The sequence below is a fragment of the Microbispora sp. NPDC088329 genome, from assembly GCF_040685655.1.
GTDB lineage: Bacteria > Actinomycetota > Actinomycetes > Streptosporangiales > Streptosporangiaceae > Microbispora.
Map to the genome: position 1 here is coordinate 78,933 of NZ_JBFBIP010000007.1, position 16,898 is coordinate 95,830.

A 16,898-nucleotide genomic window follows, 5' to 3' on the forward strand; every position below is an offset into this window, starting at 1 on the left:
TGTCGGTTGTTCGGTGGTCAGGACCGGTGGATCTCGATGTCGCCCCAGTTGGTGTTCACGTGCACCTCGACGACCGTGTCGGTGGTCTCGGGGCCCTCGGCGGCGTCCAGGCTGTTGCGCACCACGCCGTTCTTGGAATGCACGTCCAGCCAGGCGGCCGTGCCCTCGGCGATGCCGACGCCGATCTTGCCGTAGCCGGTCTCCAGGTGGACGGTCCCGTTCACCGCCGCCTCGATCCGGATCGCGCCGTGCGCGGTCTTGGCGGTGAGGCCGGCCGGCACGCGGGAGACGGTGATGTCGCCGTGGGCGGTCTTCAGTTGCACGTCGCCGGTCGCCTCGCCGAGGGTGATGGCGCCGTTGGAGGTCTTGAGCGTGGCGGGACCGTCGATGGTTCCGATCCGGATCGCCCCGTTGGAGGTGGTCGCCTCGGCGGGTCCGGTCACCCGGTCGACGGAGAGGTCGCCGTTGGACGTCCTGGCGTCCAGGAGGCTGGTCTCCTCCAGGCGCACATCGCCGTACGAACTCTGCAGGACGGTCTGGCCGAGCGGCCCGGTGGCGATGAGCTCCGCGGCGCCCTGGGTCTCGACGCGGGACCCGGCCGGCAACTCGATGGTCACGTCGACGGAGCCGCGCCAGGGCAGCAGATACCTCAGGGCCTTGGGCTTGGGGTCCTTGACCAGCAGCCGTCCGCCGGAGAACTCGACGATCGTCCGCGCGGCGGCCTGCACGCTCGCCTCGCTGGAGGGGTCGCTGGGGCGCACCTCCACCACGGTGTCGGCGCGGTCGCTCGCGTGGATGCGGACCTGGCCGAGGTAGATCTGGATGTCGGCGACGATCGGCTCGGGGGTCTCGAAAGCAGGCATGGCGGAGCCCTCCTCATGGGTCCGGTGCACTGTCCCGGCCTCGGGGCCGGGCGATGGGGTGGTGACGAGTGGATGGAGCCGGTTGGGGCCGCTAACGCACCCAGCCGGTGTAGCTGCGCCCGCCGCGGGGCTGCTGCGACCGGTCGGCGGGACCGCTCCCGGCGCCCGGTTCGCACGCGGCGGAGACGGCGCGGACCAGCCAGGCGTTGACCGAGATCCCCTGCCGGGCGGCCGCCTCCTCCACGCGCGCCTTGAGTGGCTCGGGCAGCCGCAGGGTCACCCGCGCGGTGCCGCCCTCCTCGCCGGACGGCGGCCCGGCGGGCGGGAGGGCCTCCGGCGCTGTCGGGGGCGCTGTCGGCGGCGCGGTCTCGGGTCCGCCGGCAGCGCCCCCCGAAGACGGCGCCGGCTGCGGTGGCGTCACCACGAACGCCGGGTCGCCGCCGCGGAGCCGCACGTCGACAGAACCCGGTGCGAGATCACGGGTGATCTCGTCCGCCGCCGCCGACAGCGCCTCCAGCAGGGTGAGCCTGGTGGCCGATTCGAGGGCTCCGGTGAGCCGCTCGGCCAGCGCGCGGGCATCCGGGCCGCCCGCCTCGGCGGCGACGGCGAGCTGACGGCGAAGGTTCTCGACGTACGGCATCAGATCCATGACTCAACTATGACGTCACTTTGGCGTCACGTCAATCAATAATGACGTCATCCTGCGTCGGGCTGATGTCATGCGCGGGAGGCGGTGCCCGAAGAGCGACGAGCCGGGCGGCGACGACGCCGACGATCGGCTCGACTCCGGCCTTGTGCGCCGGGCCGGCGCTCACGTCCGCCGGCGATGTGCGGCGAGAAGGGCGCCTCAGCGCAGGGCGCGGGTGAGCACGTCGAGGGTGACCTCGATGATCTCGTCCGCGTCCGCCGTCACCGTCGCCGGGTCCTGCGCCTCCGGGTCCTGTGCCGCCGCGTCCGGCATGAGACGGCGGGCCCCCGCCCGCAGCACTCCCCACGCCAGCTCGGCCCGCAGCGCGGGATGGTCGGCCCCGGCCTCGCGCAGCGCGTCGGCGAGCGGTGCGATCAGCTCGCCGTGCAGCTCGTCCACCCGGACCCGGCACTCGCCCGGCAGCCCGATCGCCTGCAGTGCCGGGATCAGCGCGTAGTCGGGGCTGCCGACGAAGTCGAGCGCGGCCCTGCCGTACGCCCGGATCCTGCCGGGGAGCGAGCCGTCGGCGGCGGGTGCGATGGCGGCGCGCAGACGGGCCGACCAGCGGGGAAACGCGTCCTCCACGAGCTGGGCCAGGATGTCCGCCGTGGAGGCGAAATAGCGGTAGACGCTGGAGCGGGCCAGGCCGATCCGGGCGCCGACGGCCGCCGGAGTGAGCGCGTGCACGCCCTCGGCGGCCAGGATCTCCCGCGCCGCCTCCAGCAGGGCGGCGTGCTGGTTGGCCCGGTGATCCGCGACGGTCGCCGCGCTGATCCTCGGCATTACCCCCTCCAGGGTCGCTACATGTCCAGGTCGCGACCTCCAGTATCCGGCCCGCCCGCCGCGACCCGCTCCGGTGACTCCTCCCGCACGACCGGCGTACGGGGGAGCAGGAGGGTGGCGCCGACTCCGGCCAGCAGCGCCAGCGCCGTGATGAAGGTGACTCTGCGGGTCGCCTCGGCCGCGGACTCCACCGCGACCGCGTGGATCGCCGGGTCGCGGAGCCCGGGGAGGGCGGCGCCGGCGCTCTCCTCGACGGCGCGCGCCACGCTCGTGCGGACCTGTGCGGGCCGGTCGGCGAGCCCACGCTCGACGGCCGAGCCGAGCCCGGCCACCAGCACCCCGCCCAGGACCGCGACTCCCAGCGCCGCCCCGAGCTGGCGGATCGTGCTCTGGAGCGCGGACGCGCCGCCGGACAGACGCTCCGGCACGTCGGCCATGAGGACGCCGGTGAGCTGCGCGGTGGCGAAGCCGATGCCCGCGCCGTAGAGGAGCAGCCACGGCACGGGCCGCCAGGCGCCCATGTCCGGCGCGAGGGACAGGCCGATGCCGGTCGCGCCGACGGCCTCCATGCCGAGGCCGATCCGCACGATGGTCCGCGGGGACAACGTCTTCGACAGCGGGGGGACCAGCCCGCCCGCGACGAAGGTGCCGAGGGCCAGCGCGGCGATGACGAGGCCGGCCCGGAAGGCGGTGTAGCCGAGCGCGGACTGCAGGAAGAGCGGCAGCACGAGGATCATGCCGAACTCGCCGAGCGCCACGATCACCGCCGCGATCGCGCCGTAGCGGAAGCTCGGCAGCTCGAACAGCGTCAGGTCGACGAGCACGGGCCGTCCGGCGCGCCCGCGCCGCCGTTCGCGCACGACGAGGGCGACCAGCGCGAGGATGCCGATGCCGAAGGCGAACGGCACGGGGGAGACGCTCTCGAACCGCAGGCCGAACAGGTCCGCGGTGCGCCGCGGCTCCAGCCAGCCGTACTTCTGACCCTCGATCAGTGCGAAGACGACGCCGGTCGTGCCGAGTACGGCGAGGACGAGTCCGGCCAGGTCGCCGCCCGTCGCGTGGCCGTCCCGCGACTCGGGCACCCGCAGCGAGCCGAGCAGGAGCAACGCGCCGATGGGCAGGTTCACCCAGAACGCGGCCCGCCAGCCGTGCTCGGTGACGAGCCAGCCCCCGGCCAGCGGGCCGACGGCGGCCATGCCGCCGATGATGGAGCCCCACACCGCGAAGGCGATCACCCGCTGACGGCCCACGTAGACGCGGTTGATGATCGCGAGGGTCATCGGCACGGCCATCGCCGCCCCCACGCCCTGCACGGCCCGTACGCCGATGAGCATGGGCCCGTTCACCGACGTCGCCGCCAGCACGCTCGCCAGCAGGAAGACCGAGACGCCCAGGGCGAACAGGCGCCGCCTGCCGTAGAGGTCGCCGACCCGGCCGAACGGAACGAGCAGCGCCGCGAACATCAGCGAGTAGATCGAGTTGATCCACTCCACGTCGGTGGCGCCGAGACGCAGGTCGGCGAGGATCGCCGGCACCGCCACGTTCACGATCGTGGCGTCGATGACGACCATCGACACGCCGGTGGCGAGCACGACGAGGGGGAGCCAGCTTTGACGCGATGATGGCGACGGCATGTCGCGAACTATAGCAACACGCTGTCGCCAACCTGTCCGGCCGTCAGGGGGTGCGGCGCGGTGCGTGTCGTCACGAGGTGGATCGGCGAGCGCGGGCGCGGCGCTTGCCCTCGTGCATGGCCTGGACGCGGGCGACCGGGATCGTGTGGCCCTCCTCGATCAGGTCGCGGGGGAGCCGCTGGGGCTTCGGCATGAGCGCGGCCCACGGGTCGTCGTTCCGCAGCAGGTCCGCCGCCGTGTGCACGGTGAAGTCGCCGGGGGTGATCCGGTCCAGGTCGTCCCACGCCACCGGGAACGACACGGGGACGCCGGGCCGTACGCGCGGGCTGTAGGCCGCGACGACGGTCGCCCCGCCCGACCGGGTCGAGTCGATGAACACCCTGTCTCCGCGGTCCTCCCGGATGAACGCCGTCGTGGCGAGGGCGGGGTCGAGGCGTTCGGCGTGTACGCCGAGCGCGCGGGTCGCCGCGGCGACGTCCTCCGTCGTGTGCGCCTCCAGCGGCACGAACACGTGCAGGCCCTTGGCGCCGCTGGTCTTCACCGCACCCGACAGGCCGGCGTCGGCAAGCGCCCGGCCGACCAGCCGGGCGGCGGCCACGGCCTGCGGGAACGCCTCGGCGGACGGCGGATCGATGTCGAGCACGAGATGGGTGGGGCGGTCCCACTCGCCGGCGTGAACGAGGGCGGGGTGATACTCCACCGCCCTCTGGTTGGCGAGCCACAACAGCGTGCGCCGGTCGTCGCACAGGGCGTACGACACCCGCCGCTGTGACGACTCGGCCCATACGGTGACCGTCCGCACGAAGTCCGGGGCGTAGGAGGGCACGTTCTTCTGCATGAACGGCGCCTGGCCCTGCCGCACCCGCACGACGGACAGCGGGCGCTCACGCAGCACCGGGAGGACGCGGTCGCGGACCGCGTCGAGATAGTCGACCAGGTCGCGCTTGGTCGCGCCCGCGCCGTCGAACAACGGCTGGCCGAGGTTGGTCAGCGTGACTCCGTCGCGAACCTCATCGCTGGTCATGTGATCACCATGCCCGCGACCGGCCCCCGGAATCAACGTCCCCGGTCGGCGGCCCGCCGTTATATCAATATCCGAGACAAATTTGCTCAAATTGCGAGACGCATGGGATCGTAACCGGCATGGCGAACGAAACGGCCGTCTACACACACGGCTTTCACGACTCCGTTCTGCGCTCCCACCGCTGGCGTACGGCGGCCAACTCGGCGGCGTACCTGCTGGGCGCGCTGAAGCCGCACATGCGGATCCTGGACGTCGGCTGCGGCCCGGGCACGATCACCGCGGACCTGGCCGAACGGGTGCCGCAGGGCGAGGTCATCGGTCTCGACACCGAGACCGGCGTCCTGGAGCAGGCGCGCCGCGAGGCGGAGGGGCGCGGCCTGGGCAATGTGAGCTTCACGACCGGCGACGTGCACGCGCTCGATCACCCCGACGCCGCCTTCTGCGTGGTGCACGCCCACCAGGTGCTGCAGCACGTCGGCGACCCGGTGGGCGGGCTGCGCGAGATGCGGCGAGTGACCAAGCCGGGCGGGATCGTCGCGGCGCGCGACTCCGACTACGCCGCCTTCGCGTGGTATCCGCAGATCCCGGCCCTGGACGACTGGCTGGATCTCTACCGCCGGGTGGCCCGCGCGAACGGCGGCGAGCCCGACGCCGGACGCCGCCTGCGCGCCTGGGCCAGGGAGGCCGGCTTCACCGACATCACCTCGTCGTCGTCCACCTGGTGCTACTCGACCCGGGAGGAGCGGGAGTGGTGGGGCGGTCTGTGGGCCGACCGCACGGTCCGGTCCTCCTACGCCGGGCGCGCCGTGGAGGGTGGTCACGCCACCGAGGACGACCTGCGGCGCATCGCCGACGGCTGGCGGGAGTGGGCCGCGAGCGAGGACGCCTGGTTCAGCGTCCTGCACGGCGAGATCCTCTGCCGCCTGACCTGACGAGCACTCCCGGGGCGACCTCCGGACCTGCCGGCCGGCGCCTGAGACGCCCCCCGACGGCGCCGCCGCGCCCGCGGAGGAGGATGGAGGTGTGACGACCAGGACACGTGGCCGCACGGCGGGGGCCAGGGATCTGACCCGCCTGGCGGACCGCGCGTGCCGTCTCGTCGAGGCCCTGGGCGGCCGGTTCTCCCGGGAGACGGGCATCGACGTCGACCGGGGTGACCGCGAGGTCGAGCGGTGGCTGCTCGCGGCGACGCTGTTCGGCACCCGCATCTCCTCCGGGATCGCCGTGCGGACCTACCGGGCGATGGCCGAGGCGGGGGTGCGGACGCTCTCCGACGCGGAGGGCCGCACCTGGGAGGAACTGGTCGAGATCCTCGATCGCGGGGGTTACGCCCGCTACGACTATCGGACGGCCACGCGCCTGCTTCGCCTGGCCGAGGCGGTGGGCGGCGGGGTCGGCGCCCTGCGTGGGGCAGACCTGGACGAGACCCGCGCCGCGCTCGGCGCGCTGCCAGGATGGGGCCCGGTGACGGTCGCGCTGTTCCTGCGGGAACTGCGCGGCGTCTGGCCCGGGGTGGACCCGCCCCCGGACGACCGGGCCGTGGAGGCCGGGCGGCACGCCGGGCTCCTCGGCGGGGAACACCACCCCCTGCGGCGGTTGCGGGAGATCGCCGGCGACGCGGGGCTGGACGTGCGCGACCTCGAGACCGCCCTCGTCCGCCTGTGGCTGGCCCACCACAGGGGCTTCCCCCCACTGTCCGGGCGGCGCCCGCTGCGCGGTGGTGACGGGGGAGGGGTGAGATGCGGTCGGCGGCGGGGGACCCGGTGACGCTGTTCCTGTGCGGCGACGTCATGCTGGGCCGGGGCGTCGACCAGATCCTCGCGCACCCCGGCGACCCGGCGCTGGAGGAGTCATGCGTCCGGGACGCCCGGGAGTACGTCGAACTGGCGGAGGCGGCCAACGGCCCGATTCCCCGCCCGGCCGGCTACTCGTGGCCCTGGGGCGACGCCCTGGAGGTGCTCGACGAGGCCGCCCCCGACGTACGCGTGCTGAACCTGGAGACGAGCGTCACCGGCAGCCGCGACTTCGCGCCGGGCAAGGCCGTGCACTACCGGATGAACCCGGCCAACCTCCCCGCTCTGGCCGTGGCCCGGCCCGATGTGTGCGTGCTGGCGAACAACCACGTGCTGGACTTCGGCGTACGCGGGCTGACGGAGACGCTGCACGCGCTGGCGGGGGCGGGGCTGGACGAGGCGGGCGCGGGGCTGGACGAGGAGGAGGCGCGGCGGGCCGCGGTCGTGGCCCTGCCGGGAGGCGGGCGGGTGCTGGTGTTCGCGGCCGGGATGCCGTCCGGCGGCGTCCCCGACGGGTGGGCGGCGGTCCGGGACCGGCCCGGCGTGGCCTTCCTGCCCGGGCCGTCCCGCGACGCCGCGGCGGAGACGGTCCGGCGCGTACGGCGGGTCAAGCGGCCGGGGGACATCGCGATCGTCTCCGTCCACTGGGGGTCGAACTGGGGCTACGAGGTCGGGGACGACCAGGTCGAGTTCGCGCACGCGCTGGTCGAGGGCGGCGTCGATCTCGTGCACGGCCACTCCTCCCACCATCCCCGTCCGATCGAGGTGTACCGGGACCGGCTCATCCTCTACGGCTGTGGTGACTTCATCGACGACTACGAGGGCATCACCGGTTACGAGGAGTACCGCGACGACCTGCGGCTGCTGTACTTCGTCACCGTCGAGGCGACGCCCGAGGCCGAGTCGGGGCGGCTGCTGGAGCTGCGGATGGCGCCGATGCGGGCCGTACGCATGCGGCTGCGGCACGCCCGTGGTGAGGACCTCGAGTGGCTGCGGGCGACGCTCGACCGCATCAGCCGGGAGTTCGGCGCGCGGATCGGACCGGCGCCCGGCGGCACGCTCGTCCTCGCGCCGGCCGCGTAGGAGGTGGTCACATGCTGGTTCACGAGATCATGACGACGCCGGTGGTGACGGTCAGGCGTACGGCGACGATCAAGCAGGCCGTCCGCCTGCTGTACGAGCAGGACATCACGGCCGCGCCGGTGGTCGACGCGGCGGGGCGGATGGTCGGCATCGTCAGCGAGATGGACCTGTTGCGCGGCGAGTTCGGAACCAGTCCCCGGGCCTTCCTGCGCCCCGAGGCCCCGCGCGCCGGAAGGCCCACCGCGCTCGTCGAGGAGGTCATGACGCCGCGCGTGGCCACGGTCGGGGACGGCGCCGACACCACGGACCTGATCGAGCTGATGATCACGACGGGCGTGAAGAGCGTTCCCGTCGTGCGCGACGACGAACTCGTGGGCATCGTCAGCCGGCGCGACCTGATGGGACTGCTCGCCCAGGGGGACGAGCGCATCCGCGACGACGTGCTCGCGGCGCTGCGCGACTGCGCCGACACGGCGTCGTTCGGCGCGGCGGTGCGGGACGGCGTCGTCGAACTGTACGGCCCGGGCGACGAGCGGTCGGCCCGCATCGCCGAGCTGGTCGCCCGTACCGTTCCCGGGGTCGCCGACGTCGTCTTCCCCGAAGGGCTGCTCAGCTAGTGCCCCTCCCGCCGATCTTCGCCCCAACCTTGTCGGTCACGGCATCAGGTCGTGGACGCCGGCCCGCCCGCCGGACGCCACGGCCCGCCGGCGAGCTCCCGGCCCCGGCGCGCCGGCGTCCGGGCCCGGTCAGACCATGTACTGGTCGTGGCGACGGTAGAGGTCGGTCCATTCCTCCTCGGTGAGCTGCCGTCCGCTCGCCACGATCTCCGCCAGCTCCTCGAAGTAGGCCTCACGCGGTGCGCCGGGGGCGAACAGGACCAGCATCGAGGCGGGCCCCTCCGGGTTGTTGAACGCGTGGATCCCGCCCGGCGGGACGAAGAGGTAGTCGCCGGGAGTGGCGTTGACCAGCCGGTCGCCGTCGTAGAGCCCGACCGTGCCGGACAGGACGAAGAACGACTCCGACATCGTCTTGTGGAAGTGCGCGCCCAGGCCGCTGGACGGCCCTCGCATGTCCCACAGGTAGAGCCCGTACTGCCCGCCGGTGGACTCGCCCGTGGCGAGGTAGTGCACGTGCGTGGGGCGGCCGCCGATCACCAGGTCGGGCGTGGAGCCGCCCTTCCGGAAATTGCCGCTGATCTCTCCCTTGTCCCCGTGGAAGAGCTCCTTCGGGTACGACATGCCGACCTCCTCGTCACTCGCTCCTACCGGCTCGCGCCCCCGGCGACGCGCCGTCGGGTGGACCCCTGCCGATCATGGTCTCAGGTGGACGGCTCTCGCATCCACCGGCCGGGCCGGAGGGCGTGGCAGCCCCTCAGCCGAGGCGGCCGAGCACGTCCGTGGCGAGTCGTTCGAGCGCGGCGACCTGGTCGGGGGTGAGCCCGTCGAAGAACAGGCGCCGCACGGTCTCCACATGTCCCGGGGCCGCGGCGGTGATGGCCCGGCGGCCCTCCTCCGTGATCACGACGAACGCGCCGCGGCCGTCGTCCGCGCACTCCTCCCGCCTGACGAGCCCCCGGCGCTGCATCCGGGTCAGATGGTGGGACAGGCGGCTCTGTTCCCACTGGAGATCGCGCTGCAGCTCGTACGGCCGCAGCCGCCCCTCCTGCCTGTCGGTGAGGTGCACCAGGACCTCGTAGTCCGCCAGCGAAAGGCCCGAGTCGGCCTGCAGCTGCCGGTTGAGCCGGGCCGTGAGGCGGCCCTGCATGCGCAGGTACGCCCGCCAGGCGCGCTGCTCGTCCGCGTCGAGCCAGCGTGGGCTGTTCATGCTTCCAAGGCTAGCCGGAATGAATGACTCGTCATGTATGTTGAGGGGCACCAGTAGATGACGCATCATCTACATGGCGACGAGGAAAGGGCACTCATGAGCACGACCAGGCTGACCCCTCGCGTGGACGTCCGCCGGGCGGCCGAGCGTTTCGCCACCCGCATCTCCTGGCTGGATTCCAAGCACTCGTTCTCGTTCGGCGGTCACTACGACGCCGGCAACACCCACCACGGGCTGCTGCTGGTCAACAACGACGACGTCGTGCACCCGGGCACCGGGTTCGAGACCCACCCGCACCGCGACATGGAGATCGTCACCTGGGTGCTGCAGGGCTCCCTGGTCCATCAGGACTCCGAGGGCCATTCCGGCGTCATCTACCCGGGCCTGGCGCAGCGCATGAGCGCCGGCACCGGCATCCTGCACTCGGAGAAGAACGACTCCTGGCGGATGACCGGCGGCGACACCCACGACAAGCCCGTGCATTTCGTCCAGATGTGGGTGGTCCCCGACGAGCCCGGCATCACGCCCGGCTACGAGCAGCTCGAAATCGAGAACGAGCTGCTGGCCGGCGGCCTGGTGCCGGTCGCCAGCGGCATGGACAAGCACGCGGGCGAGGCCGCCATCCGCATCAAGAACCGGTACGCCGCGCTGTACGCCGCCCGCCTTCAGCCGGGTCAGAGCGTCGAGCTGCCCGAGGCGCCGTTCCTGCACCTGTTCGTGCCCCGGGGGACCGTCACGCTGGAGGGGGCGGGCACCCTGGAGACCGGCGACGCGGTACGGTTCACCGCCACCGGCGGGCAGAAGGTCACCGCGACGGAGCCCGCCGAGATCCTCGTGTGGGAGATGCACGCGACGATCGCCGCCTGACGATCGGAAAGGACAGCCTCATGGAACAGACGGAAGTCCGGGTCGCCGACGACCCGGCCGCGAGCCGCTTCGAGATCACCGTCGACGGCGCCCTCGCCGGCTTCGCCGAATACCGGCTCAAGGGGCCGGAGATCTCCTTCACCCACACCGTGATCGATCCGGCCTTCGAAGGCCGGGGCCTCGGCTCGACGCTGGTCCGCGCGGCGCTCGACGCCGCCAGGGACGCCGGGCTGTCGGTCCTGCCGTTCTGCCCGTTCGTGCAGCGGTACATCCAACGGCACCAGGAATACCTCGACCTGGTGTCGGCCGATCGGCGGGCTCGGTTCTCCCTCGACGGCGGGGAGGCGGCCGAGTGACCGGCCGGTCGCTCAGCCACGGCGAGCCCGCGCTGCACGGCCGCACGGATCTGTACGGCCACGCGGTCGCCGGCGAAGCGGTGCCGGAGAGCGTGCTTCTGCCCGGCCACGACGTACCGCTCGGCCGGTACACGACCGTGCGCCGGCTGCTCCCGCAGCGCCCGCGCCGGATGGTCGGCGCGTGGTGCTTCGTCGACCACTTCGGACCCGACGACGTGACCGGCAGGCCGGGCATGCGGGTGCCGCCCCACCCGCACACCGGCCTGCAGACGGTCACGTGGCTCGCCGAAGGGGAGATCGTGCACCGTGACAGCCTCGGCAACGTCCAGCCGATCGTGCCGGGACAGCTCAACCTGATGACCGCCGCCCACGGCATCGCCCATTCCGAGCAGTCGCCGCCGGAGCACCCGCCGGGCATGCACGGGCTGCAGCTGTGGGTCGCGCTGCCTGAGGAGGCCCGGCACCGCGAGGCGCGGTTCGAGCACCACGCCGCGCTGCCCGTGCTGCGCGACGGGGACGTCACGGTGACGGTCGTGGTGGGCGAGTCGGGGCCGCTGCGCTCGCCCGCCCGCACGCACACCCCGCTGCTCGGCGCCGAGGTGCTCTTCTCCGGCCCCGGGCGGCACCGGCTGCCGCTCGACCCGTCGTACGAGACGGCCGTGCTGGTCATGTCGGGCACGGCTGACGTGGCCGGGGTCGCGCTGACGCCGGGCTCGCTGCTCTACCTCGGCCAGGGCCGTACGGAGGTGCCGATGACGGCGGCAGAACCGGCCCGGCTGTTCGTGCTGGGCGGCACGCCGTTCGAGGAGCCCCTGGTGATGTGGTGGAACTTCGTCGGCCGTTCCCACGAGGAGATCGCGCGGGCCCGCGACGACTGGATGCGGGGTGACCGCTTCGGCGTCGTCCCCGGCGGGGAGCGCCCGCTGCCCGCGCCCGAGATGCCCACCGTGCGGCTGAAGGCCCGCGACCGCCACGGCCGCGTCCTCAGCTGACGCCCGCTCGTCGGTGAGCGGATACGCGAAATGCGGGAACCGCCGGTCTTCCGTCGGCTGGAGCGCTGTCGCCCATGGACACGACGGTGTTCGATCGCGTTGCGGTGAGCGAGCCGGTTCAGAACTGCAGGTCGGTCCAGTCGATGGTGATGGGGATCGGGTTGCCGACGGCGGGAGCCTCACCCGGCTCGTCCTTCATGAAGGTGCCGATGTGCTTGTAGAGCATCGACGCTCTGTCCAGCCGGTGGCGTTCGATGGCCGACACGCCGGTGCGGTCGAGCCGGACGATCCAGTAGTGCGCAATACCGGCCTTGGCGTATTCACCGAGCTTGTCGGTCGTGTCCTGGGTTTCCGACCCCAGAGACACGATCTCCACGACGAGCAGCGCGTGCTCGGCACGGAGACGTTCGCCCCGCTCGCGGTCCAGGCACCGGTAGAGCGCGACGTCGGGCCTGCGGCTGAGCAGAGGCAGGTCTCTCAGGCGCAGATCCACGTCGTTGTCGACCGTGAGGCACCCATGCCCCTCGCTCATCGCGGCGCGGGCACACCGCTCCAGCAGGTTGGCCAGTCGCCGCCGGCGGTTCGGTGATCAGGCGTGGGAGCCGCGCAGTAGACGACGTAGCCGTCGACGATCTCGATGGCTCTGGCGATCTCCTCGGGCAGCGCGTCGTACTCCTCGGCGGTGACGAGGGCGGGCTGCGGACGGATGCTGAGCAGCCAGCTGTCATCCGGCAGAGCGGTCATCCGGCGTCCTCCTCACCGTCCACGGTCGAGCAAAGCCTACGGTCTGTCTCACGGAAGCGCCGGACTGACGGAGCCGGAGTTCCGCCTCCCTCGGTGGGCAGGTGAGGAGAAGTCAGGCGGGCGGGTAGCCGCTCAGGCCCGTGCCGAGCAGGCCGAAGACCCGTTCGACGTCCGCGTGATGGGCGCGCTCGATCTCCTCGTCGGGCCCGCCCTCCCGGACCCGCTGCCGCAGCCGCCGGTACAGCGCCCGCTGCGCGCCGACCAGCGTCGAGGCGACGATGCGGGGCAGCGGATCGCCGGGCTCCGCGCCCGCCTCGGCCGCCAGCGCGTCGGCGAGCACCCGGACGATCCGCTCGTTGACCTCGTGCATCTTCCGCTGCAGGGAGGGGTTGTCGCTGACGAGGTCGAAGAAGCTGCGCGGGTGGACGAGGTCGCGCCGCATGTTCGGGACGAACCTGGTCTGCGCCAGGCACAGCGTGCGGAAGGAGTCGAGGATGGAGACCCCGGCAGGACGGTCGGTGACCGCCGCCAGCGACACGGCCTCCCGGTCCTCGGCCCGGTAGAAGACCAGGTCTTCCTTGGTCGGGAAGTGGTTGAACACCGTCTTCTTCGACACCTGGGCGGCCGTCGCGATCTCGTCCACCGTGACCTCGTCGAACCCCCGGGCCCGGAAGAGCGCGTTCGCGGTGTCGGCGATGAGCTGCCGGGTCCGGTTCTTCTTCAGCTCCCGCAGTCCGCCCGCACTCATGGGCACAGCGTATCGGCCCCCTTGATTACACTTGGTGTACCATTACACTAAGTGTAACCAATTGAGGAGGCGGGATGGCGGATGCGGCGGTGGTCACCACCGGCCTGGCCAAGAGCTATGGCGACGTCGAGGCCGTACGCGGCATCGACCTGACCGTGCGCAGGGGGGAGATCTTCGGCTTCCTCGGCCCGAACGGCGCGGGCAAGTCCACGACGATCGGCATGCTCTGCACCCTGACGACGCCCACGGGCGGCGAGGCGCGCGTGGCCGGGTACGACGTGGTGCGCGAACGCGACGACGTACGGCGCTCGATCGGGCTGGTGTTCCAGGACCCGACGCTGGACGGCTACCTGACGGCCGAGCGCAACCTGCGCTTCCACGCCGAGCTGTACGGCGTGCCCCGCGCCGACATCGGTCCGCGGCTGCGGGGAGTGCTCGAGATGGTGGGGCTGTGGGACAGGCGGGCAGTTAAGGTCGGCACGTTCTCCGGAGGCATGAGACGACGACTGGAGATCGCCCGCGGCCTGCTGCACTCGCCGCGGGTGCTGTTCCTCGACGAGCCCACCGTGGGCCTGGACCCGCAGACCAGGAGCTCGATCTGGTCCTACATACGGGAACTGAAGGAGGCCGAGGACATCACGGTCTTCCTCACCACGCACTACATGGACGAGGCCGAGCACTGCGACCGCATCGCCATCATGGACGGCGGCCGGATCATCGCGCTCGACACCCCCGCCGCGCTGAAGGCCGGCGTCGGCAAGGACCGCGTCCAGATCCTGACCGGCGACGGCGAGGCGGCCGTCGCCGCCCTGGACGAGCGGTTCGGCATCCGGGCCGTCGCGTCCGGGGACGAGGTCGTCTTCCACGTGGACGAGGGGGAGCGGTTCGTGCCGGAGCTGTTCTCCCGGTCGGGGCTGTCGATCCGGGCCGTCAGCGTGGCCCGGCCCAGTCTCGACGACGTTTTCATGTCGTACACCGGCCGGTCCATCCGCGACGCGCAGACGGCCGGCGCGCGCGGCCCGGGCGCGCTCGCGGCGGCGCGGGGAGGCCGGCGATGACGACGAGGGCCCTGCCCATAACCGCGGTCCGCGTGCCGGGACGCAGCGTGGCGAGCGAACTGCGGGCCGTCAAGGTGGTCTGGCAGCGTGAGCTCATCCGGTTCTTCAACGGCCCGCTGCGCATCCTCACCTCGCTCGTGCAGCCGTTCCTCTTCCTGTTCGTGCTCGGCACCGGCCTGTCCCAGCTCACCTCGGGCGGCACCGGCGGGCTCGGCCTGCGCACCTTCCTCTATCCGGGCATCCTCGCCATGGCCGTCCTGTTCACCGCCATGTCCTCGGCCGCCTCCATCGTCTGGGACCGCGAGTTCGGCTTCCTGCGCGAGATGCTGGTCGCGCCGGTGTCGCGCGGGTCCATCGTCCTCGGCAAATGCCTGGGCGGGGCCACCGTGGCGGCCTTCCAGGGCCTCGTCGTCATCTGCATCGCCGGGCCCGCGGGCGTGCCGTACGCGCCGGACCTGATGCTCGGCGTGTTCGGCATCCAGGTGCTGCTGGCCTTCACCATCACGGCCTTCGGGGTCGCGATGTCCGTACGGGTCAGGCAGATGCAGTCGTTCATGGCGCTCAACCAGCTGCTGATCATGCCGCTGTACTTCATGTCGGGCGCGATGTTCCCCGCGTCGAACCTCCCCGCATGGCTGACCGTGCTCAACCGGATCGATCCGCTGTCGTACGCCGTGGATCCCATCCGGCGACTGGTCTTCGCCCATCTGGACCTGGCTCCGGCCGTACGGGCCCGGCTCGCGCCGGGACTGACGTGGGGTGGCTGGCACGTGCCCATCCCCGTCGAGGTGGCCGTGCTCGCGGTCCTCGGGCTCGCCCTGCTCGCGACCGCGATCGCACAATTCGGCAGAGCCGATTGAGACAGCGGTTCGGCAGAGCGGACTGAGCGCTCGACGGCACGGTCCGGCGTGAAACCGATGGACGTCGACGGGCATCGGTTGGATATCGTGTGGGCCATGTCGAGCCCTGAGGCATCCACGAAGGGGGCTTTCGGTCACGCCGTCAGCCCCCTGAACCACTGAGTCCCTGACTTCGTCGTCCCGCCGCGCTCCGCGGCCGGACGAGCGCGCTCCCGGGTGCTGACCGCGGTGACGAGACGTCCCCTTCTCGTGCTTCTCATCGCCTCGGAGCCACTCGATGCCTCTTCCTCTGTACTCGCTTGCCGTGGCGGTCTTCGCCATGGGTACCTCGGAGTTCATGCTCGCCGGCCTCCTGCCGGACATCGCCTCGGACCTCGGCGTGACCGTCGGAACAGCGGGCACGCTCACCTCGGCCTTCGCGATCGGAATGATCGCCGGTGCTCCGCTCATGGCCGCGCTCGCCCGCACCCGGCCTCCCCGGTCCAGCCTCCTCGGCTTCGTCCTCGTCTTCGTGGCGGCCCACATCGCGGGCGCGGCCACATCGAGCTTCCCCGTCCTGTTCGCGACCCGGATCGTCGCCGCGCTCGCGAACGCGGGGTTCCTCGCGGTGGCCATGACGACGGCCGCCACGCTCGTCCCCGCGAACCGCAAGGGGCGGGCTCTCGCCGTGCTGCTGTCCGGAACGACGGTGGCGACCGTCGCCGGGGTCCCGGGAGGAGCGGTCCTCGGCACACTGTCCGGGTGGCGGGTCACGTTCTGGGCCGTCGCCGTCCTCTGCGTGCCCGCGGCCGCCGGCATCCTCCGCGGAATCCCGGCGCGTTCCGCGGGCGAGACCGGCGTGCGGGTCCTGCGATCGGAACTCGCCCAGCTCAGGAACCGGCGCCTGATCCTGGTCATGCTGCTCGGCGCACTGGTGAACGCGGCGACCTTCGCGAGCCTCACCTTCCTCGCCCCCGTCGTGACCGGCGCCGCAGGGCTGGATCCGCTGTGGGTCCCGGTCGTCCTGGTGCTCTTCGGTGTGGGCGCGTTCGCGGGTGTCACCGTCGCCGGACGGCTGTCCGACCGGCACCCCGGGCTGGTTCTCACCGTCGGCGGTCCGCTGCTGCTCGCCGGCTGGCCGGCGCTGGCCGTTCTGGCCGGAAATCCGGTTGTTCTGCTCCTCCTGGTGTTCGTCCAGGGCGCGCTGTCGTTCGCCCTGGGCGGCACCCTGATCACGCGGGTCCTCTACGAGGCGGCGGGGGCGCCGACCATGGCCGGCTCGTACGCGACCGCGGCGCTCAACGTCGGCGCCGCCGCCGGGCCGCTCGCCGCCGCGGCCACCCTCGGGACGGCCACCCCCGGCACGGGGGCCCGAGTCCTCGGCCCGTTGTGGGTGAGCGGACTTCTCGTCGCGATCGCCCTGCTCGTCGCCTTTTCCTCCGCCGTGTTCCGGCGTCCCGGCCCTCGTGGACGCGGTCCGGTGCGGCGGGCCGAACCGAACTGAGCCGCGCGGATCGGCGAGAAGTTCCGATTATCGGAACGAGTGGTTCTACTTTGCGTGTTCATTAAGTAACTTTCCGCAAGGGATACCGGCGCGCCGAG

Annotated in this window: 20 protein-coding genes; 10 read left to right on the forward strand and 10 right to left on the reverse strand. The window is 72.3% G+C overall.

Annotated elements, in window-relative coordinates; genetic code table 11:
* Window positions 1-17: 17 nt before the first annotated feature.
* The 5 genes from AB0O28_RS15910 to AB0O28_RS15930 all read right to left on the reverse strand — a co-directional run bounded on the left by AB0O28_RS15910 (window position 18) and on the right by AB0O28_RS15930 (window position 4,992).
* Window positions 18-863 carry a DUF4097 family beta strand repeat-containing protein gene (locus AB0O28_RS15910; RefSeq protein ID WP_363640601.1) on the reverse strand — a complete coding sequence of 282 codons (846 nt, stop codon included), beginning with the start codon at window positions 861-863 and terminating at the stop codon, window positions 18-20.
* A 91-nt stretch (window positions 864-954) separates the two neighbouring features.
* Window positions 955-1,512: a toxin-antitoxin system HicB family antitoxin gene (locus AB0O28_RS15915; RefSeq protein ID WP_363640603.1), complete on the reverse strand. Its 558-nt coding sequence runs from the start codon at window positions 1,510-1,512 to the stop codon at window positions 955-957.
* 198 nt (window positions 1,513-1,710) lie between these two features.
* Window positions 1,711-2,334 (reverse strand): helix-turn-helix domain-containing protein, encoded by a 624-nt coding sequence (locus tag AB0O28_RS15920; RefSeq protein ID WP_363640605.1) that lies wholly within the window; start codon window positions 2,332-2,334, stop codon window positions 1,711-1,713.
* Between the two features lie 17 nt (window positions 2,335-2,351).
* Window positions 2,352-3,968, reverse strand: a complete 1,617-nt coding sequence (locus AB0O28_RS15925) for an MFS transporter (protein ID WP_363640607.1) — start codon at window positions 3,966-3,968, stop codon at window positions 2,352-2,354.
* 70 nt (window positions 3,969-4,038) lie between these two features.
* Entirely contained in the window at window positions 4,039-4,992 is a 954-nt protein-coding gene (locus tag AB0O28_RS15930) for an ATP-dependent DNA ligase (RefSeq protein ID WP_363640609.1), read from the reverse strand.
* Between the two features lie 119 nt (window positions 4,993-5,111).
* On the opposite strand from AB0O28_RS15930, the gene AB0O28_RS15935 reads away from it, so the two are divergent.
* From AB0O28_RS15935 to AB0O28_RS15950, 4 genes are all read left to right on the forward strand, one after another.
* Window positions 5,112-5,924, forward strand: coding sequence for a methyltransferase domain-containing protein (locus tag AB0O28_RS15935; protein ID WP_363640611.1), 813 nt, complete (start codon window positions 5,112-5,114; stop codon window positions 5,922-5,924).
* 91 nt (window positions 5,925-6,015) lie between these two features.
* The gene (locus AB0O28_RS15940; protein ID WP_363640613.1) at window positions 6,016-6,759 is read left to right on the forward strand and encodes a hypothetical protein; all 744 of its coding nucleotides are present in this window, start codon (window positions 6,016-6,018) and stop codon (window positions 6,757-6,759) included.
* Window positions 6,732-7,868, forward strand: coding sequence for a CapA family protein (locus AB0O28_RS15945; RefSeq protein WP_363640615.1), 1,137 nt, complete (start codon window positions 6,732-6,734; stop codon window positions 7,866-7,868). Before AB0O28_RS15940 ends, AB0O28_RS15945 begins: the two co-directional genes overlap by 28 nt.
* An 11-nt stretch (window positions 7,869-7,879) precedes the next feature.
* Entirely contained in the window at window positions 7,880-8,485 is a 606-nt protein-coding gene (locus AB0O28_RS15950; RefSeq protein WP_363640617.1) for a CBS domain-containing protein, read from the forward strand.
* 129 nt (window positions 8,486-8,614) lie between these two features.
* On the opposite strand, the gene AB0O28_RS15955 is transcribed toward AB0O28_RS15950, so the two are convergent.
* Both AB0O28_RS15955 and AB0O28_RS15960 read right to left on the reverse strand, forming a co-directional pair.
* Window positions 8,615-9,106, reverse strand: coding sequence for a cupin domain-containing protein (locus AB0O28_RS15955; RefSeq protein WP_363640619.1), 492 nt, complete (start codon window positions 9,104-9,106; stop codon window positions 8,615-8,617).
* A 133-nt stretch (window positions 9,107-9,239) separates the two neighbouring features.
* Complete coding sequence (locus AB0O28_RS15960) at window positions 9,240-9,692, reverse strand: MarR family transcriptional regulator (protein ID WP_363640621.1); 453 nt, start codon at window positions 9,690-9,692, stop codon at window positions 9,240-9,242.
* Window positions 9,693-9,788: 96 nt separating this feature from the next.
* On the opposite strand from AB0O28_RS15960, the gene AB0O28_RS15965 reads away from it, so the two are divergent.
* The 3 genes from AB0O28_RS15965 to AB0O28_RS15975 are packed head-to-tail and all read left to right on the forward strand — an operon-like array spanning window position 9,789 to window position 11,907.
* Window positions 9,789-10,559 carry a pirin family protein gene (locus tag AB0O28_RS15965; RefSeq protein WP_363640623.1) on the forward strand — a complete coding sequence of 257 codons (771 nt, stop codon included), beginning with the start codon at window positions 9,789-9,791 and terminating at the stop codon, window positions 10,557-10,559.
* A gap of 20 nt (window positions 10,560-10,579) precedes the next feature.
* On the forward strand, window positions 10,580-10,915 hold the full coding sequence (locus tag AB0O28_RS15970) for a GNAT family N-acetyltransferase (protein ID WP_363640625.1): 336 nt from the start codon (window positions 10,580-10,582) through the stop codon (window positions 10,913-10,915).
* A complete protein-coding gene (locus AB0O28_RS15975; RefSeq protein WP_363640627.1) occupies window positions 10,912-11,907 on the forward strand; it encodes a pirin family protein in 996 nt (331 codons plus the stop codon). The genes AB0O28_RS15970 and AB0O28_RS15975 overlap by 4 nt, the downstream gene beginning before the upstream one ends.
* A gap of 118 nt (window positions 11,908-12,025) precedes the next feature.
* On the opposite strand, the gene AB0O28_RS15980 is transcribed toward AB0O28_RS15975, so the two are convergent.
* The 3 genes from AB0O28_RS15980 to AB0O28_RS15990 all read right to left on the reverse strand — a co-directional run bounded on the left by AB0O28_RS15980 (window position 12,026) and on the right by AB0O28_RS15990 (window position 13,399).
* Window positions 12,026-12,439 (reverse strand): Uma2 family endonuclease, encoded by a 414-nt coding sequence (locus AB0O28_RS15980; protein WP_363640629.1) that lies wholly within the window; start codon window positions 12,437-12,439, stop codon window positions 12,026-12,028.
* A complete protein-coding gene (locus AB0O28_RS15985; RefSeq protein ID WP_363640631.1) occupies window positions 12,436-12,651 on the reverse strand; it encodes a hypothetical protein in 216 nt (71 codons plus the stop codon). The genes AB0O28_RS15980 and AB0O28_RS15985 overlap by 4 nt, the downstream gene beginning before the upstream one ends.
* Before the next feature lie 112 nt (window positions 12,652-12,763).
* Window positions 12,764-13,399 carry a TetR/AcrR family transcriptional regulator gene (locus AB0O28_RS15990; RefSeq protein ID WP_363640633.1) on the reverse strand — a complete coding sequence of 212 codons (636 nt, stop codon included), beginning with the start codon at window positions 13,397-13,399 and terminating at the stop codon, window positions 12,764-12,766.
* Between the two features lie 74 nt (window positions 13,400-13,473).
* On the opposite strand from AB0O28_RS15990, the gene AB0O28_RS15995 reads away from it, so the two are divergent.
* From AB0O28_RS15995 to AB0O28_RS16005, 3 genes are all read left to right on the forward strand, one after another.
* Window positions 13,474-14,457: an ATP-binding cassette domain-containing protein gene (locus AB0O28_RS15995; RefSeq protein ID WP_363640635.1), complete on the forward strand. Its 984-nt coding sequence runs from the start codon at window positions 13,474-13,476 to the stop codon at window positions 14,455-14,457.
* Window positions 14,454-15,317 (forward strand): ABC transporter permease, encoded by an 864-nt coding sequence (locus AB0O28_RS16000; RefSeq protein ID WP_363640637.1) that lies wholly within the window; start codon window positions 14,454-14,456, stop codon window positions 15,315-15,317. The genes AB0O28_RS15995 and AB0O28_RS16000 overlap by 4 nt, the downstream gene beginning before the upstream one ends.
* A gap of 277 nt (window positions 15,318-15,594) precedes the next feature.
* Window positions 15,595-16,800 carry a Cmx/CmrA family chloramphenicol efflux MFS transporter gene (locus AB0O28_RS16005; RefSeq protein ID WP_363640639.1) on the forward strand — a complete coding sequence of 402 codons (1,206 nt, stop codon included), beginning with the start codon at window positions 15,595-15,597 and terminating at the stop codon, window positions 16,798-16,800.
* Window positions 16,801-16,898: the final 98 nt, after the last annotated feature.